Genomic DNA, 16,237 nt, shown 5'->3' with positions numbered 1-16,237 from the left:
AATTATCCGCCGCAGGGGCCGTTAACCACTGCGTGCCCCGCTGACGGGCGTGTCATCCGGAGCAAGATCGCGTGGACCAAGGGATCATCGCCAGCCTGCTGCAGCACCCGCTTGCGTCGGCACTGGTCATCGTCGACCGTACCGGCCGCCCGCTGGCGGCCAACCCGGCCGCGCGCGAGCATGGGCTGCCGGCCACCGTGGCCGCGTACGCCCCGATGCTGGAAGATCTGCGGCTGATGGCGGCCGATGGCGGCATCGTGGCCTGCACGCTGCCGGGCGGCCCGCGCGGTCATTTCGATGGCCACCTGCGCGCCGTGCATGACGGTGCCGGCAATCTGCTGGCCTTCACCCTGAGCATTCCCGAGCCGGTTCCAGTGGATGGGGGCGGGCGCTGGGAGCTGGCACTGGACAGCGCCGGCCACAGCCTGTGGGACTGGGACATCCCCAGTGACCGGGTGGCGCGGACACCTGCGTTGGGTGATGAAACCGCCACCGCCATGCTCTCGCGTGTGCATGGCGATGACATCGTGCAGGTCCGCGCTGCGCTGGACGAACATCTGCGCGGCCTGAGCGAGCAGTACAGCGCACAGTTCCGTTTCCGCCAGGCCGACGGTCAGTGGCGCTGGGTGCTGGACCGTGGCCGCGTGGTGGCGCGTACCGCCGATGGCCAGCCGTTGCGGATGGTCGGCACGCATACCGATATCGAGCAGCAGAAGCAGCTGGAAGCGCTGTTGCAGGAGCAGCAGCTGCATCTGAGCGAAGCCCAGCGCATTGCCAGCATGGGCAGCTGGTCGTTCGATCCCAACACGGGGCATTTCTGGTGGTCGCCGGAGCTGCGCTCGCTGCTGGCCCTGGGGCAGGGCGCCGTACCCGGCCAGCGGCGCTGGCTCAAGCACCTGCACCCACGATCGCGCGGGGCGTTGCGCGCGGCCTGGCGGCGCCTGTGGCGCGATGGCCGTGCTGCCAATCTGGAGCTGGAGCTGACCCGCGGCAACGAACCCTCGCAGCATCTGCGCCTGTGGATGCAGCCGCTGCTGGACATGGACGGTCAGCCCAAGCGCCTGCTCGGCCAGGTGCAGAACATCACCGAGCAGCACCAGACCGATGCGCTGATCCGCTGGCGTACCGAGCTGCTCAACCGCGTTTCCGCGCTGGGACGCATCGGCGGCTGCGAGATCGAAGTGCAGACCCGGCACATGCAGTGGACCGAGGAGTGCTACCGCATCCACGGCCTGCGCAAGGAACCGATCACCCTCGACCAGGCGCTGGCGTTGTACACCGAGGATTCGCGCAACGCCTTCGAAGCCGCGCTGGCTCGTATTGCCGACGGCGGGCTGCCCGAGCAACTGGACCTGTGCTTCTATCGCCAGTCGGGCCTGCGCGTGTGGGTGCAGGTGCTGATCGAGTTGGACCGACGCGACGGCCTGCCAGCGCGCTTCGTGGTGCTGTTCCGTGACATCACCCGCGAACGCGAGGCCAACGAGCGCATCGAGCTGTTGGCCCACTACGATCTGCTGACCGGTCTGCCCAACCGGGTTCTGCTCGGCGAGCAGACCGCCGAGGCCATCGAGGAAGCGCGTGACCGCGGCACTTCGCTGGCGATGCTGTTCATCGACCTGGATGGCTTCAAGACCATCAATGACAGCTTCGGCCACGCCACTGGCGATGCGCTGCTGAAGGCCGCCGCCACCCGCCTGCACCAGAACCTGCGCAACAATGACCTGTTCGGCCGCTTCAGCGGCGACGAGTTCATCGTGGTGCTGCGCGATCTGGCCGAGCCGGAAGACGCCGGCCACGTGGCGCGCAAGCTGATCGCCTCGCTGGCCGAGCCGCTGCGCCGGGGCGAGACCACCCTCAAGGTGGGCGCCAGCGTCGGCATCGCGATGCTGGGTGATGCGCAGACCGACTTCGATTCCCTGCTGCGCGCCGCCGATGCGGCGATGTATGCAGCCAAGGAAGCGGGGCGCAATACCTACCAGTACTACAGCCAGGACGCCCTGGCCCGCATCCAGCGCCGGCTGGAGATCGAGCATGCCCTGCATGGCGCGATCGAGCGCGAAGAGTTCAGCCTGGCCTACCAGCCATTGCTGCACGCCCACCAGGGTGAGCCACCGGCGATCGAGGCGCTGCTGCGCTGGCATCGGCCTGGGATTGGCTATTGCAGCCCGGCCGAGTTCATCCCCATTGCCGAGAAATGTGGCGAGATCGTACGCATCGGTGACTGGGTGCTGGGCGAGGCATGCCGTCAGGCCGCCGCCTGGGACCGCGCCGGCCTGCGATTCGACCGCATCGCGGTCAATGTCTCCGCGGTGCAGCTGCGTGACCGCGGCTTTGCCGAGCGCGTGATCGAGATCTGCCACGCCCATGGCTGGCCGCCGCAACGGCTGGAACTGGAGCTGACCGAGTCGGCATTGATCCGTGACACCGACATCCTGCGCCACTGCTTCGATGTACTGGAGCGCCATGGCGTGCCGCTGGCAGTGGACGACTTCGGGACCGGATTTTCCAACCTCAACTATCTCAACCGCTTCCCGGTGGGCCGCCTGAAGATCGACCGCAGTTTCGTGCAGGGCATGCTGCATGATTCGGGCACGGCCGAGGTGACCCAGGCGATCGTGCACCTGGGCCACGCGCTGGGCATGAAGGTGGTGGCCGAGGGCGTGGAAACGCACCAGGAAGAAGACATGCTGCGCCGCCAGGGCTGCGACGAGATTCAGGGCTACCTGTACTCGCGCCCGTTGAGCCCTCGCGACCTGGCGCAGTGGCTGCGCCAGCCACAGCCGGTTTCATTGCGCACCGATGCCAGCGGGGAAGTGGTGCTGGCGCGGTGAAAGCCTGCTTTGGTGGGTGCCGACCTTGGTCGGCACGGATGCCTGCGCACGCGATCATCCACGCATGGCGTGGATCTACCGTCTTGGGTCGACGAACCTCTGCGGGAACTCCGACCGCACCCGCGCGCGCACGGCTTCCACCACCTCGGCATAGCGTCGCAGCTGGATGCGATAGCCCATATAGAACACCAGCAGCATGCCCAGCATCGGCCACGCCACCGGGCGCACCAGAATGATCGGTAGCACCAGCAAGGTCAGGGTCAGCGCAAACCAGCTGCATCGTCCGATAACACGCACCTCGCGGCGTCGTCTGTCGACCACCAGCTGGCCGTGCATCAACGGGAAATAGCGACCGCCATAGCCCGGCGCGAAGCTCTCACGGAACGCCACGCTGCGGTCGGGCAGGACACGGAACACGAAGCTCAGCCACTTGTCGGTCGGAAGATCGTATTCCAGCCCGATCAATGACAGCTGGGTGAGCTCGGCCGGCGAGGCGGCAATGCGCTGGTTGAACAGTACGATGCCGGTGCGGAAGAAGAGCGGCACCCAGAACAACAGCAGCAGGAGCTCCAACAGCATCAATGCGATCAGGGCGATGGCCATCGGTCTTCCGTGAACGGGACCGTAGCATCATGCCATGCCGGGCGCCTCATCCAGGACTGGCCTGGATCGACAGATGTCGGAACCTGGATGGCCGAAACGTCAGTTGCCTGGGCGCAGGTAGGCCACGCAGGCAAGCGGGAACAGTCCAGTAGCAAGGGAGCGGGACAGATAGGCCTCGTCGATCGTCCAGGGCGCCGGAAAGTCGGAAATCACTTCCGTTGCAGCGCATGAGCAGGATTCCCATGCTTCTTCCGATGGCTCGCCTTCGAATTCGAAGCGCACCCGGACACGTTGCATGCCGGCGTCTGCCTCGATCGAAGCCTGGAGCAGCTGAGCAGGGGTCTGGCCCAGAAGTGCTCGCCGCAGGGAGGCGCGCAGGAAGTCCGGGTCTACGGCATCGATCATGTTCACCTGTTCGACGGTTGTGTCAGCGCGCCGTTATCGTTTCAGCGCTTCGCCATCCAGCCCCAGGTCCCACGCCAGCCCGAGCAGTTCTTCATCCGCGCGGGACGGCGCCGGCCGTGCATCCGCCAGCTGCTGCAGCTCGCGGATCTCCTCGCGGGCGACCTCTTCCAGCTGCTGCAGCTGCTCACGCACGCTCGCGTTGCGCGGGCGCTCGGTATCGGTGAGGGAGGGCAGGGCGCGGATCAGGGTCATGGTGCGCGTACAGGTTGCATCCAGCGGCAGGGTACAGGCAAAGGCCCCGGAATGACCGGGGCCTTGCGGGCTGCCGGCAACGGCAGCGGACATCAGGATCAGAACAGCTCGACGGTGCCGGCGCCCATGCTCTGCTGGGCAACCGGCTTGTGCGGCGGGCGCTCCCACTCGCTGCGCAGTTCGCGCAGGCGGCTGCCGGTGCGCTGCAGGGCGGTGGCGATCTCTTCGTCGAACACGCCGCCATTGCGATGCAGCAGTTCCTGCAGGGCCACCGCTTCGCGGTTGATCGCGGTCAGGCGGTCCAGGTGGGTATGCACGCCGCCCAGGGCCTGGGTGGCGATGTCCTCGAACTGCAGGGCGCGCACGGCCTCGGCCACGCTGCCATCGATCGAACGGGCGCACTCGGACACTTCGCGCATGCCTTCGCCCAGCGAGGCGTTGATCTGGGCCACGTTGTCGAGCATCGCCGCCGCTTCCTGGCGTGCTTCGCGGGAGCGGTCCATGTCACGCGAGGCCATGTGCGAGACCGTCTCGCGCACCTTGGCGATGGCGTCCTTGGAGCTGTGCGCCAGCTTGCGGATCTGCTCGTTGAAGGTGGTCGAGCGTTCGGACAGGTTGCGGACCTCGTCGGCCACCACTGCGAAGCCACGACCGGCTTCACCGGCACGCGCCGCTTCAATGGCAGCGTTCAGCGCCAGCAGATTGGTCTGGTCAGCGATCGACTTGACGTCTTCCAGCAGCGCGAAGATGCCATCCAGGTGCTGTGCCATCTGATCGATGTGCTGCACGGTGGTGCTGCTCTGGCCGCTGACCTGTTCCAGCGCTTCCACCAGCTGTTCCATGCGGTGGCTGGCGTGCTGGGCAAAGCGGGCGACGTCCAGGCCGGCGTTGCCCTCATCACCGGCGCGGTCGACGATGCGCGACAGGGCCTGGCTCTGCTGGCGCGACTTGCGGTTCATCGCATCGAAGCTGCCGCCCAGGCTGGAGACGGCCTGGCGGATCAGGTCGCGGGCGCGTTCTACTTCACCACGCGAGCCGTCGATCTCGTTGCCGACGAAGTTGCGCAGTTCGGTCAGCAGCTGATCCTGCTCACGCAGGACGCGGGTGTGTTCCGGGGAACGGTGCGCTTGGGCGCGGGTGGTCCACCACGCAAAGCCCAGCCAGCTCAGCGTCATCGTGGTCAGGATCGCCCAGCGCAGGGCGGCCGGCCATTCGAAACCGATGGCGAAGGGGAGCAGCAGGGTCAGGGCCAGAGGGGCGGCCAGACGGATGAAAATGCGTGAGTACATGGACGTTCTCGGGAGGTGCACGGAGGATGTATCGGCCGTACCCCCCTTCTCTTTAACGTCGATGTGCCTTGATGTGCATTCTGAATGCGCCGGTTTTCCGGCGCTGCAGAGGGTTCAGGGGTCAGAGCCCGTTCCGTGTTGGAAAGGGATCCGACCCCATGGGGCTCACGCCAGTTGGCGGTCCACGGCCTCGATCATCGCCTTGCGGCTGAACAGGAAGTCCCAGTAGCTGCCGCCCAGCTGACGCCACAGGACCGCCGAGCGCACCGCGGCCAGCAGCAGGGCGCGGATCTCGGCCACCACGCCGGCCTGGCCCAGGTAGTGCGGGTTGCCCTGCACCATCACCCGCGGCTTGAGGTGGCTGATGGTGTCCGCGTACAGGCCGCCCAGGTTGGCCAGCACGTCCGGGTGGCCGCTGTCGCCCAGCTCGGCGGCCTGGCGCTGGGCGCGCTCGATGCCACTGGCGACCTTGTTCACCGTGGCGCCGTCCTGCACGAAGCGGCGCTCCAGCTGCAGCACCGACAGGGCCAGCTTGGGCAGGATCGGATCCTGGCCCTGGCTGCGGAAATAGTTGTGCAGCAGGCGCAGGCCTGCCTTCAGCGCATGGCGGTCACCGAACACCTCCTGCGGCGATGACGCATCGACGCGAAACACGCTGTCCACGGCGGTGCGCACGGCGGCGGCGTCGGAATGGCCGGTATCGGCGATGCGGCGGACCTGTTGCAGGGCCTGGGCAATGCCGGCCAGGGCCAGGACGCGGTCGTCGACAGTGAAACTCATGCAGCAATTACCTCAAAAGGAGAAGGGGTGGTGCGCAGGCGCTGTTCCAGTGGGGCGTCGGTAGCGGCGATCACCGCACCGCCCAGGCACACCTCGCCGTCATACAGCACCAGCGACTGGCCGGGGGTGACGGCGCGCTGCGGGCGGGCGAAGGTGACCAGCACACTGCCATCGTCCAGCACCTCGACCGTACACGGCTCGTCGGGCTGGCGGTAGCGGGTCTGCGCCGTGCATTCAAAGCGACGCGCCGGCGGCGAACCGGCAATCCAGTGCGCGGTCTCCGAGCGCAGGCGCTCGGACAGCATCCACGGGCTTTCACGGTCCTGGTCCACGTACAGCACGTTGCTGGCCACGTCCTTGCCGACCACATACCACGGCGCGGCGGGGCGGCCGCGCACGCCGCCGATATTCAGGCCCTCGCGCTGGCCCAGTGTGAAATAGAACACGCCCGGATGTTCGGCGATCACGCTGCCGTCGGCCGGGTCGAGGATCTGGCCCGGCTTGGCCGGCAGGTAACGGCCGAGGAACTCGCGGAAGTCGCGCTCGCCGATGAAGCAGATCCCGGTGGAGTCCTTCTTGGCGTGGGTCGGCAGGCTGACGTCGCGTGCAATGCGGCGCAGGTCGCTCTTTTCCAGGTCGCCGATCGGGAACAGTGTGGCCGCCAGCTGCTGCTGGCCCAGCTGGTGCAGGAAGTAGCTCTGGTCCTTGGAACGGTCGGCGCCGCGCAGCAGCAGCCACTGGTGGCCGCGCTGGGTCACCCGCGCGTAGTGACCAGTGGCGATGCGCTCGGCGCCCAGCTCGCGGGCGGCGTCCAGGAAGTGCTTGAACTTCACTTCGCGGTTGCACAGCACATCCGGGTTTGGCGTGCGGCCGGCGGCATACTCGGCCAGGAAGTGCTCGAACACGCCCTGCCAGTACTCGCTGGAGAAATCGCGGAAGTGGAACGGAATGCCGAGCAGGCCGCACACCGCCACCGCGTCGCGGCGATCGTCCTCGGCGCGGCACTCGCCGCTGCCGTCGTCGGCCCAGTTCTGCATGAACAGGCCGGCCACCGCTTCTCCCTGCTGCACCAGGCGCCAGGCGGCGACCGAGGAATCGACGCCACCGGAGACGCCAACCATCACGCGCGGGGTGCTCATGCGACCTCCTGGACCAGGGAAAGGGGATGGCGCTGGCCGCCCAGGTAGTCGGCCACCACCTTCCAGACCAACGGGCTGCGCTGGCGCTCGCCGGCCGTCTGCAGTTCGGCTGGGGTCAGCCACAGCGCGCGGTCGATGCCGGTGTCCAGCGGTTGTGCCGGGTCATGCGACAGCGGCCTGGCGGCGTAGCAGAAGCGCAGGAACGTGGTGCCATCGGCGGCAGTCCACTGGTAGCAGCCGATGAAGTGGGTCAGCTCGACCGTCCAGCCGGTTTCCTCGCGGGTCTCGCGCAGGGCCGCCTCGGCCAGGCTTTCGCCCGGCTCAAGGTGGCCGGCCGGCTGGTTCAGCACCTGGCGGCCCTCAATGGTCTCTTCCACCAGCAGCACGCGGCCACCGTCAACCACCACAGTGGCGACGGTGGCATGCGGTGCCCAGCGCGGGTCCGGCGTGGCGTTCAACTCAGAAATCGTCCTTCTTGGTCAGTTCCAGCTCCATCGCATCGGCGGTGCGGATGGCCGCATCAATGGCGTCGCTGAGCTGGTCCGGGGTGGCGTCTGCATCGATCTTCACCACGAACATGGCGGTGCTGTCCTGCTTCACCCAGCCGCCCATCTTGGCATCCTGGGAATCTTCCAGCAGGCGGTTGGCCACGGCCACCGGGAACTGCTTGGCCGTGGCGGTGTACGCCGGCGACCAGATCTCGCGGATATTGTGGCTGCCGAAATCCTCCACCGCCGAACGCACGTAGACCATCTGGGTGCGGTCGCCTTCGACATCGAACACAAGGCGGTAGTCACCGTCCTCGTCGATCTCGTAGGTGTAGCCCAGCTTGTCCAGATGGCGGGCCACGGATTTGTCGGCCTCCGGTGCGGCAACGGCGGAGCCGGTCGCGGCCAGGCCGAGCAGCAGGGCGGGCAGAAGCGTCCTTTTCATGAAGATCCTGTGAAGCGGATTTGAAAGAAGGTGCAATTGTGACGGGGGGCGTCCGTGCCGTCCAATCTGCGGCGGGCCGACGCAGGCTCGGCACAGGCCCTATAATGGACGGATGCCTCGCGAGTCTTCCCCCGATTCCCATCACGAACACGGTATTGCCGTGGAGCCCGCGCGCCCGGAAGTGGCGCCGCCGCCGTTCTACCAGGTGATGCTGCTCAATGACGACTACACCCCGATGGATTTCGTGGTGGACGTGCTGCAGCAGTTCTTCAGCATGGACCTGGACAAGGCCACGCAGGTGATGCTGCACGTGCATACCCGCGGCCGCGGAGTGTGCGGGGTGTTCACCCGCGAAGTGGCCGAGACCAAGGTTGCCCAGGTCAACGAGTACTCGCGGATGAATCAGCATCCGTTGCTGTGCACGATGGAAAAGGCCTGACCGGCTGCCGGTTCCCGTCCGGGTACATCGATTCCGGACCCGGCGTGCTGTAGAACCGAGCCCATGCTCGGCTGTCTTCCGTCAAGCCGTGCCGATGCCTGATGCATCGTGCCCACCAAGGTGGGCACCCGCCTTGGATCATGCCTCCGCCAGCGCCTCCAGCGCCATTTTCGCCACCGCCTCGTCGATGTCGGCCGGGTCGCCGTCATCGCGGAACCACACCGCCGACAGTCCCATGCTGGCCGCGATCCAGCGCAGCAGGCGACGGCGTTCGATGCCGGACAACGCGCCGACCTGCTCCAGCCGCGCCGCAAACCGCTCCGGCCGCGTGGCGACGTGGATGCCCGGGCCGCACAGGTCCGGGTTGCTGAACAACGTCGTGTAGTCGAAGGCGCGGTCGCCGATCAGCCGCTTCGGGTCGATCGCCAGCCAGCCGCGCGCGCCGAAATCCAGCACGTTGTCGTGGTGCAGGTCGCCATGCAGTGGCCGGATCTCCTGCTCGTCCTGCAGCAAGACCAGCGCCAGCGATCTGCACTGTTCCAGTAGTGGCGGCAACGCAGCCCTTGGCTGCAGCAGGTCGGCGAACCATGTAGGCAGGCAGACCAGGTCACTGGGCGCTGTGCTCCGTGGCCGGTGCAGCCGCTGCAGGACCTGGCACAGGAGGGTGGTGCAGGTGTCGTCCTCGCCATTGATCGAACGCTGTCGCAGCGAGTCGCCGGCGGCACGCTCGATCAGGATGGCCGGCCCCTCGTGGGCCAGCAGGCGGGCGGCGCCGTCACCGCCCCACCAGCGCAGCAGTCGATGGGCGTTCTGCTCTTCGGGCTCGTCGCTGACCTTGAGCATGGCCGGCACGCCGGCCGGGGTCAGCACCGGCCAGAGCCGGGCGCGGGGCGTTTCGATGGCCGCGCCATCACGCCGCAATCGCCAGCGACTCAGGTAGGGTTCGCTCATGCTGGCAGGGTCGTCCTGGAGTGAATGAAGATCAAGCAATCTGCACTGCTAACGCCATCTGAACGCAGCAATCCGCTAGGGTGATGGAAATCGCGTAGTCAGGCCGCATATTGTCCCCATCTGCCGCCGGAGTAATCCATGTTCAGCAAAGACCTCGAACACACCATCGGCCAGTGCTACAAGCGCGCCCGTGAGGCCCGGCATGAGTTCATGACGGTCGAACACCTGCTGTTGGCACTGCTCGACAACCCGTCCGCCCAGGCCGTCCTGAAGGCCTGTGGGGCCGACGCCGAACGCCTGCGCCAGGAGCTGGAGCAGGCCATCGAGGCGTCCGTGTCCCGCCTGGCCGAAGATGACGGACGCGATACCCAGCCGACCCTGGGCTTCCAGCGCGTGCTGCAGCGGGCTGTGTACCACGTGCAGTCCTCGGGCAAGAAGGAAGTCACCGGCGCCAATGTGCTGGTGGCCATCTTCGGTGAGAAGGACTCCCACGCCGTCTATTACCTCAACCAGCAGGATGTCACCCGGCTGGACGTGGTCAATTACCTGTCCCATGGCATCGCCAAGCTGGGTGAGGAGGGCGAGCAGCCGTCCTCGTCCTCCGAGGGCGAGGGCCGCATGGAAGGCGGCGAGGGTGAGCCCAAGGGCGACGCACTGACCGAGTTCGCCAGCAACCTCAACGAACAGGCCCGGGCCGGTCGCATCGACCCGCTGGTCGGTCGTGCCGACGAGATCGAGCGCACCATCCAGGTCCTGTGCCGCCGCCGCAAGAACAACCCGCTTTACGTGGGTGAGGCCGGCGTGGGCAAGACCGCCATTGCCGAGGGCCTGGCCCGCCGCATCGTCGAAGGCTCGGTGCCCGACGTGCTGGCCGATGCGGTGATCTACTCGCTCGACCTGGGCGCGCTGGTGGCCGGCACCAAGTACCGCGGCGACTTCGAGAAGCGCCTGAAGGGGGTACTGACCGCGCTGAAGAAGGTACCCAACGCGGTGCTGTTCATCGACGAGATCCACACCATCATCGGTGCCGGTTCGGCCTCCGGTGGCACCATGGATGCCTCCAACCTGATCAAGCCGGCACTGGCCTCCGGCGAGCTGCGCTGCATCGGTTCGACCACCTTCCAGGAATACCGCGGCATCTTCGAGAAGGACCGCGCCCTGGCTCGCCGCTTCCAGAAGATCGACATCGTCGAGCCGACGGTGGGCGAGACCTACGAGATCCTGCAGGGCCTGAAGTCCAAGTACGAGCTGCACCACGGCGTGACCTACTCGGACGAGGCGCTGCAGGCGGCGGTAGACCTGTCGGTGAAGCACATCGGCGACCGCCTGCTGCCGGACAAGGCCATCGACGTGATCGACGAGGCCGGTGCGCGCCAGCGCCTGCTGCCCGAAGGGCAGCGCAAGGAGCTGATCGACGTCGAGGAGGTGGAGGCGATCGTGGCCAAGATGGCGCGCATCCCGGCCAAGCAGGTCAGTGCCACCGACAAGGATGTGCTGCAGCACCTGGAGCGCAACCTGAAGATGGTGATCTTCGGTCAGGACCCGGCCATCGGCACCCTGGCGTCGGCCATCAAGCTGGCCCGTTCGGGCCTGGGCAACCCGGAAAAGCCGATCGGCAACTTCCTGTTCGCCGGCCCGACCGGTGTCGGCAAGACCGAGGTGACCAAGCAGCTGGCGCTGCAGCTGGGCATCGAGCTGGTCCGCTTCGACATGTCCGAGTACATGGAGCCGCATTCGATCAGCCGCCTGATCGGTGCGCCCCCGGGCTACGTCGGCTTCGACCAGGGCGGCCTGCTGACCGAAAAGATCGTCAAGACACCGCACTGCGTGCTGCTGCTGGACGAGATCGAGAAGGCGCACCCGGATATTTTCAACATCCTGTTGCAGGTGATGGACCGCGGCGTGCTGACCGACACCAACGGTCGCGAAGCCAACTTCAAGAACGTGGTGCTGGTGATGACCACCAATGCCGGTGCGGCGCAGGCCTCGCGGCGTTCGATCGGCTTCACCAAGCAGGACCATGCCACCGATGCGATGGAGACCATCCGCCGCGCGTTCACGCCGGAGTTCCGCAACCGCCTCGATGCGGTGGTGCAGTTCCAGCCGCTGGGCTTCGAGCACATCCTGCGTGTTGTCGACAAGTTCCTGATCGAGCTGGAGATGCTGCTGCAGGAGAAGCACGTCAGCCTGTCGGCCACGCCGACCGCGCGCGACTGGCTGGCCCACCACGGCTTCGACCCGCTGATGGGCGCGCGCCCGATGGCCCGTGTGATCCAGGACAGGATCAAGCGTCCGCTGGCCGACGAGCTGCTGTTCGGCAAGCTGGTCAACGGCGGCAAGGTCAGCATCGATGTCCGCGACGACGAGCTGGTGGTGGAGACCCAGGCCGAGCCGGAGCGTCTGCTGCCGGTGACAGTGGAGTAAGCCGGCCGGTTTCCTGCGGCCAGTCATGCAAGGACAAGGGCGGCTTCTGCCGCCCTTGTCGTGTCTGCGCTCAACGGCGACGTTGGCGCGCCTTCCGGGCGAAGCTGGCGGGGTCGATGGGCTCGACGCGGGCGACGGCGCAGCGTTCGGTATCGGTGCGCAGGGTGCTGCGCCCGTCGCTGCAGAGCAGGTTCTGCTGTCCTTCGGTGGCAAAGCTCAGCGTGCGGGAGCGGGCCGCGGCGGTACAGTCGCGCTGGAAGTGCACCACGTAGTGGTCCTGGTCGTTGCGCAACAGCACATCACGGGTAACGCCGGCGCGAACCATCTGCTGGTCGCTGCCCAGCTGGATGCAGGCGGTGGTGGCCGCTGCCGGTGCATCGGCGGCCTGGGCCGAGACGGCTGACAGCAGGCTGGCGGACAGGAACACGGAGCAAAGCAGGGGATGCCGTTTCATGGCGGGGCAGGGGGTTGCGATCCGGACTGGATCGGATTCCACGATGCCGGGGCGGCTGCAAGCGCGAATCTGCCGCAAGCCGGGCTGACCGACGCCACGGTGCGTTCGGTCACGATGACCTCCGGCAGGGCCGGATTGCGGGCATGACAAAAGGCCAGCAACCAGGGCTGGCCTTGTCGAAGTGGCGCCAGGCGCCGACCGCTTACTTCATGCGGTAGGTGATACGACCCTTGGTCAGGTCGTACGGGGTCATTTCAACCTTGACCCGGTCACCGGTGAGGATGCGGATGTAGTTCTTGCGCATGCGGCCGGAGATGTGGGCGATGATTTCGTGCCCATTTTCCAGGCGAACGCGGAAAGTGGTGTTCGGCAGCGTCTCGCTGACGGTGCCCTCGAACTCGATGGAATCGTCTTTCGACATGTAGTCCTGTGCGGTTCAGAAAACGGCCACGCTGGGCCTAAGGCGCGGTATTTTACGCGTGATGCGGCCAGCTTGCAAAGTTTGCGTTAACCTTCGGCCAAACGCTTCGCCGGCAGGCGTCCGACGGCCTGGGTCCAGGCGCCTTCACGGCCCTCGCGGCGCACCGCCAGACGCACCTGATCCAGGAACACGGCGCGCGGCAGGTGTACTGCGCCCATCCGCAGCAGGTGTGGATTCTCCACCTGCGCATCGATCAGTTCCCAGCCCCAGCTGCGCAGCGTGGCCGCCAGCGCCGCCAATGCGATCTTGGAGCCGCCGCTGGCGCCGCTGAACATGCTTTCGCCGAAGAACATCGCGCCGATCGCCACGCCGTAGATGCCGCCGACCAGGGTCTGCCGGTCCCACACTTCAAACGAATGGGCAAAGCCGAGGTCGTGCAGCTGGCTGTAGGCCTCGACCATGGCCGGGCTGATCCAGGTGCCGTCCTGGCCGGGGCGCGGGGTGGCGGCACAGGCGCGCATCACCTGGCTGAAGGCCACATCGGCAGTGACCTCCCAGTGGCTGGCGCGCAGCTGGCGCCGGAAACGGCTGGACAGGTGCACGCCGTCGGTGCGGAACACCATGCGTGGATCGGGCGACCACCACAGGATCGGCTCGCCCTCGCTGAACCACGGGAAGATGCCGCCGGCATAGGCGTTGAGCAGGCGCAGCGGGTGCAGGTCGCCGCCGACGGCGAGCAGGCCATCGGGCTGGCGCAGCGCGGTCTCGGCCGGGGGAAAGGGCGCGTCCGGCGCATCGGCCAGGCGCCAGGGCAGCGGGCGGGTCATGCACGCAGTGTAACGGGCGTGGGTGCCGACCTTCTCCGGTTCCGGTAGGCGCGTCAGTCGAGCAAGCTCGACGCTACGGTCCCGCGCGGAACGGGCTGTGCCCCAGCAGCGCCTGCTGGTAACGACGCACGTCGCCCCGCTCCTGCCGGCACCAGTCCTGCAGGGCGTCGGCAAACTCCGCATCGGCCACCCAGTGGCGGCTGCGCACCCGGGTGGGCAGGAAGCCGCGTGCCAGCTTGTGCTCGCCCTGCGCGCCGGGCTCGAAACGGGTGAGTCCCTCGCGCAGGCAATACTCGATGCCCTGGTAGTAGCAGGTCTCGAAGTGCAGGCCGGGCAGGTTCGCGCCTCCCCAGTAGCGCCCATACAGCGTGTCTCCGCCGCGCAGGCACAGCGCACCGGCAATCGGCTCACCCTCCTGCTCGGCCAGGAACATCACCAGCCGGCGCCCCAGTGCGATGGCCAGATGGCGCAGGAAGGCCTCGGTCAGCGCCGGTGCGTTGCCATACTCGAGGAAGGTCTGCAGGTAGAAGCGGTACATCGCCTGCAGGTCGGCGCGGCTGGCGTCATTGCCATGCACCACGCGGAAGGTGATGCCCTGGCGGGTGACCTTGGCCCGCTCCTGGCGGATGTTCTTGCGGTGCTTGTGGTTCATCGCGCCCAGGAACTGCTCGAAGGTGGTCCAGTCGCCCGGGTTCTGCCATTGGAACTGGATGTCCTCGCGCAGCAGCCAGTCGTCACCGAACAGCGTTTCGTCACCGGTGTCATGGAAATTCACATGCGCCGATGACACGCCCAGTGCGGGCAGCTGCTGGCGCAGTGCCGGCAACAGCGCGGCACGTGCGGCATCGTGACGGGCCAGCAGCCGCGGCCCGGTCACCGGCGAGTACGGAACCGCACCCAGCCACTTCGGGTAATAGTCGCGGCCGTGGCGGGCGTAGGCATTGGCCCAGGCATGGTCGAACACGAACTCACCGTGCGAATTGGTCTTGAGGTAGCCCGGAATGGCGCCGATCAGAGCATCGCCTTCCCAGAGCGTGAAGTGCCGGGGCTGCCAGCCCCAGTCCTCGCGCAGGCAGCCGTGCGCTTCCAGCCCGGCCAGGAAGGCGTGGCTGACAAACGGGTTGCGGCCATCATGCAGAGCGTCCCAGTCGGCGGCGGCAATGGACGGCAGGGAATCGAGGAAACGGGGCGAAGGCATGAGGGAAGGATAGGGCAGGTGAAACAAAAAGGCCGACGCGTTGGCGTCGGCCCTTGGCCAGGGTCGAGCATGGCTCGACGCTACCGAAGCGGGCCAGCGTTTCAGCTGGCCTTGCCTTCGGCATCCAGGAAGCGCTCGGCGTCCAGCGCGGCCATGCAGCCGAAGCCGGCCGAGGTGATCGCCTGGCGGTAGTGCTGGTCGGCCACGTCGCCGGCGGCGAACACGCCCTCCACCGAGGTCTGGGTGGCGTTGCCGCCCAGGCCCGAGCGGATCTCCAGGTAGCCGTTGTTCATCGCCAGCTGGCCGTCGAACAGGGTGGTGTTCGGGTGGTGACCGATGGCCACGAAGAAGCCGTGCGCGTCGATGTCGCGGGTGCTGCCGTCCACGGTGGACTTCACGCGCACGCCGGTCACGCCGGCATCGTTGCCCAGCACTTCCTCTACCTGGTGGTGCCAGACAGTCTCGATCTTGCCTTCGGCCACCTTCTTGAACAGCTTGTCCTGCATGATCTTTTCCGCCTTCAGGGTGTCGCGGCGGTGCACCAGATAGACCTTGCGGGCGATGTTGGACAGGTACAGCGCCTCTTCCACGGCGGTGTTGCCGCCGCCGACCACGACCACGTCCTGGTCGCGGTAGAAGAAGCCGTCGCAGGTGGCGCAGGCGGACACGCCGCGGCCCTTGAAGGCCTCTTCGGTGGGGATGCCCAGGTACTTGGCGGTGGCGCCGGTGGCGATGATCAGGGCGTCGCAGGTGTACTCATGGCTGTCGCCGATCAGCTTGAACGGGCGCTGGGAGAGGTCGGCGGTATGGATGTGGTCGAAGATGACCTCGGTCTCGAAACGCTCGGCGTGGGCCTGCATGCGCGCCATCAGGTCCGGCCCCATCAGGCCGTGGGCGTCACCCGGCCAGTTGTCCACCTCGGTGGTGGTCATCAGCTGGCCGCCCTGCTGCAGACCGGTGATGACGACCGGCTTCAGGTTGGCGCGGGCGGCGTAGACGGCGGCGGTCCAGCCGGCCGGGCCGGAACCAAGGATGACAAGACGCTGATGGCGGGAGGGCAGGCTGGTGCTCATGTAAACTCGCGAAAAGGTAGATGGGGCAAGGCGCTGGCGATGTTTGCGCAGCATCCATGGCAGGTCATAGAGTGGCGGCTGGGGCAGGGCGATTCAAGCCGATGAACAGAACGCCGTCATCCAGCGGTGGTTCGGGCGACCCACAGACACCGCAGCGCGTCGCATAACTGAAAACTGACGCCGTCTCATTTATTATCAATCACTAACAGCGCATTCCA

17 protein-coding genes are annotated in these 16,237 nt (G+C 66.9%); 3 read left to right on the top strand and 14 right to left on the bottom strand.

What is annotated here, in order from left to right; genetic code table 11:
• Positions 1 to 71 precede the first annotated feature (71 nt).
• Positions 72 to 2,831, top strand: coding sequence for a bifunctional diguanylate cyclase/phosphodiesterase (locus tag AC5YGJ_RS04790; protein WP_496185917.1), 2,760 nt, complete (start codon positions 72 to 74; stop codon positions 2,829 to 2,831).
• Between the two features lie 75 nt (positions 2,832 to 2,906).
• Here AC5YGJ_RS04790 and AC5YGJ_RS04785 read toward each other — a convergent pair whose 3' ends face one another.
• From AC5YGJ_RS04785 to AC5YGJ_RS04750, 8 genes are all read right to left on the bottom strand, one after another.
• Positions 2,907 to 3,434 (bottom strand): hypothetical protein, encoded by a 528-nt coding sequence (locus AC5YGJ_RS04785; protein ID WP_496185916.1) that lies wholly within the window; start codon positions 3,432 to 3,434, stop codon positions 2,907 to 2,909.
• A 99-nt stretch (positions 3,435 to 3,533) separates the two neighbouring features.
• Positions 3,534 to 3,839 carry a MafI2 family immunity protein gene (locus AC5YGJ_RS04780; RefSeq protein WP_496185915.1) on the bottom strand — a complete coding sequence of 102 codons (306 nt, stop codon included), beginning with the start codon at positions 3,837 to 3,839 and terminating at the stop codon, positions 3,534 to 3,536.
• 33 nt (positions 3,840 to 3,872) lie between these two features.
• Positions 3,873 to 4,091: a hypothetical protein gene (locus AC5YGJ_RS04775; RefSeq protein WP_496185914.1), complete on the bottom strand. Its 219-nt coding sequence runs from the start codon at positions 4,089 to 4,091 to the stop codon at positions 3,873 to 3,875.
• Between the two features lie 98 nt (positions 4,092 to 4,189).
• Positions 4,190 to 5,380, bottom strand: a complete 1,191-nt coding sequence (locus AC5YGJ_RS04770) for a methyl-accepting chemotaxis protein (RefSeq protein ID WP_496185913.1) — start codon at positions 5,378 to 5,380, stop codon at positions 4,190 to 4,192.
• Between the two features lie 165 nt (positions 5,381 to 5,545).
• Positions 5,546 to 6,160, bottom strand: coding sequence for a high frequency lysogenization protein HflD (gene hflD, locus AC5YGJ_RS04765; RefSeq protein ID WP_107230484.1), 615 nt, complete (start codon positions 6,158 to 6,160; stop codon positions 5,546 to 5,548).
• On the bottom strand, positions 6,157 to 7,299 hold the full coding sequence (mnmA, locus tag AC5YGJ_RS04760) for a tRNA 2-thiouridine(34) synthase MnmA (RefSeq protein ID WP_249844053.1): 1,143 nt from the start codon (positions 7,297 to 7,299) through the stop codon (positions 6,157 to 6,159). The genes hflD and mnmA overlap by 4 nt, the downstream gene beginning before the upstream one ends.
• Positions 7,296 to 7,757, bottom strand: a complete 462-nt coding sequence (locus AC5YGJ_RS04755) for an NUDIX hydrolase (protein WP_249844052.1) — start codon at positions 7,755 to 7,757, stop codon at positions 7,296 to 7,298. The genes mnmA and AC5YGJ_RS04755 overlap by 4 nt, the downstream gene beginning before the upstream one ends.
• Position 7,758: 1 nt before the next feature.
• Entirely contained in the window at positions 7,759 to 8,232 is a 474-nt protein-coding gene (locus AC5YGJ_RS04750; RefSeq protein ID WP_249844051.1) for a hypothetical protein, read from the bottom strand.
• Between the two features lie 112 nt (positions 8,233 to 8,344).
• Between AC5YGJ_RS04750 and clpS the strand changes: the two genes are divergently transcribed.
• The gene (gene clpS / locus AC5YGJ_RS04745) at positions 8,345 to 8,671 is read left to right on the top strand and encodes an ATP-dependent Clp protease adapter ClpS (RefSeq protein WP_057496341.1); all 327 of its coding nucleotides are present in this window, start codon (positions 8,345 to 8,347) and stop codon (positions 8,669 to 8,671) included.
• A gap of 138 nt (positions 8,672 to 8,809) precedes the next feature.
• Here the strand turns inward: clpS and AC5YGJ_RS04740 are convergent, their stop codons facing one another.
• Positions 8,810 to 9,622, bottom strand: coding sequence for an APH(6) family putative aminoglycoside O-phosphotransferase (locus AC5YGJ_RS04740; protein WP_496185912.1), 813 nt, complete (start codon positions 9,620 to 9,622; stop codon positions 8,810 to 8,812).
• A 138-nt stretch (positions 9,623 to 9,760) separates the two neighbouring features.
• On the opposite strand from AC5YGJ_RS04740, the gene clpA reads away from it, so the two are divergent.
• Positions 9,761 to 12,046, top strand: coding sequence for an ATP-dependent Clp protease ATP-binding subunit ClpA (clpA, locus tag AC5YGJ_RS04735; protein ID WP_107230489.1), 2,286 nt, complete (start codon positions 9,761 to 9,763; stop codon positions 12,044 to 12,046).
• 70 nt (positions 12,047 to 12,116) lie between these two features.
• Here the strand turns inward: clpA and AC5YGJ_RS04730 are convergent, their stop codons facing one another.
• From AC5YGJ_RS04730 to trxB, 5 genes are all read right to left on the bottom strand, one after another.
• Positions 12,117 to 12,473, bottom strand: coding sequence for a hypothetical protein (locus tag AC5YGJ_RS04730; RefSeq protein WP_496185911.1), 357 nt, complete (start codon positions 12,471 to 12,473; stop codon positions 12,117 to 12,119).
• 229 nt (positions 12,474 to 12,702) lie between these two features.
• Positions 12,703 to 12,921 carry a translation initiation factor IF-1 gene (gene infA / locus AC5YGJ_RS04725; RefSeq protein ID WP_005409596.1) on the bottom strand — a complete coding sequence of 73 codons (219 nt, stop codon included), beginning with the start codon at positions 12,919 to 12,921 and terminating at the stop codon, positions 12,703 to 12,705.
• Between the two features lie 86 nt (positions 12,922 to 13,007).
• Positions 13,008 to 13,748, bottom strand: coding sequence for a leucyl/phenylalanyl-tRNA--protein transferase (gene aat / locus AC5YGJ_RS04720; RefSeq protein WP_496185910.1), 741 nt, complete (start codon positions 13,746 to 13,748; stop codon positions 13,008 to 13,010).
• A gap of 73 nt (positions 13,749 to 13,821) precedes the next feature.
• Positions 13,822 to 14,946 (bottom strand): GNAT family N-acetyltransferase, encoded by a 1,125-nt coding sequence (locus AC5YGJ_RS04715; protein ID WP_496185909.1) that lies wholly within the window; start codon positions 14,944 to 14,946, stop codon positions 13,822 to 13,824.
• A 101-nt stretch (positions 14,947 to 15,047) separates the two neighbouring features.
• The gene (gene trxB, locus AC5YGJ_RS04710) at positions 15,048 to 16,019 is read right to left on the bottom strand and encodes a thioredoxin-disulfide reductase (RefSeq protein ID WP_496185908.1); all 972 of its coding nucleotides are present in this window, start codon (positions 16,017 to 16,019) and stop codon (positions 15,048 to 15,050) included.
• Positions 16,020 to 16,237: the final 218 nt, after the last annotated feature.

Source organism: Stenotrophomonas sp. CS3K5, from assembly GCF_059515225.1.
The sequence above is the reverse complement of the archived record's forward strand: the minus strand, read 5'-3'. Positions and strand labels throughout refer to the sequence as shown.

Coding starts and splice junctions, on each gene's coding strand:
- AC5YGJ_RS04775 (WP_496185914.1), bottom strand. CDS start 4,091: ATGACCCTGATCCGCGCCCTGCCCTCCCTCACCGATACCGAGCGCCCG.
- clpS (WP_057496341.1), top strand. CDS start 8,345: ATGCCTCGCGAGTCTTCCCCCGATTCCCATCACGAACACGGTATTGCC.
- hflD (WP_107230484.1), bottom strand. CDS start 6,160: ATGAGTTTCACTGTCGACGACCGCGTCCTGGCCCTGGCCGGCATTGCC.
- AC5YGJ_RS04740 (WP_496185912.1), bottom strand. CDS start 9,622: ATGAGCGAACCCTACCTGAGTCGCTGGCGATTGCGGCGTGATGGCGCG.
- AC5YGJ_RS04785 (WP_496185916.1), bottom strand. CDS start 3,434: ATGGCCATCGCCCTGATCGCATTGATGCTGTTGGAGCTCCTGCTGCTG.
- trxB (WP_496185908.1), bottom strand. CDS start 16,019: ATGAGCACCAGCCTGCCCTCCCGCCATCAGCGTCTTGTCATCCTTGGT.
- AC5YGJ_RS04715 (WP_496185909.1), bottom strand. CDS start 14,946: ATGCCTTCGCCCCGTTTCCTCGATTCCCTGCCGTCCATTGCCGCCGCC.
- aat (WP_496185910.1), bottom strand. CDS start 13,748: ATGACCCGCCCGCTGCCCTGGCGCCTGGCCGATGCGCCGGACGCGCCC.
- infA (WP_005409596.1), bottom strand. CDS start 12,921: ATGTCGAAAGACGATTCCATCGAGTTCGAGGGCACCGTCAGCGAGACG.
- AC5YGJ_RS04780 (WP_496185915.1), bottom strand. CDS start 3,839: ATGATCGATGCCGTAGACCCGGACTTCCTGCGCGCCTCCCTGCGGCGA.
- mnmA (WP_249844053.1), bottom strand. CDS start 7,299: ATGAGCACCCCGCGCGTGATGGTTGGCGTCTCCGGTGGCGTCGATTCC.
- AC5YGJ_RS04770 (WP_496185913.1), bottom strand. CDS start 5,380: ATGTACTCACGCATTTTCATCCGTCTGGCCGCCCCTCTGGCCCTGACC.
- AC5YGJ_RS04750 (WP_249844051.1), bottom strand. CDS start 8,232: ATGAAAAGGACGCTTCTGCCCGCCCTGCTGCTCGGCCTGGCCGCGACC.
- clpA (WP_107230489.1), top strand. CDS start 9,761: ATGTTCAGCAAAGACCTCGAACACACCATCGGCCAGTGCTACAAGCGC.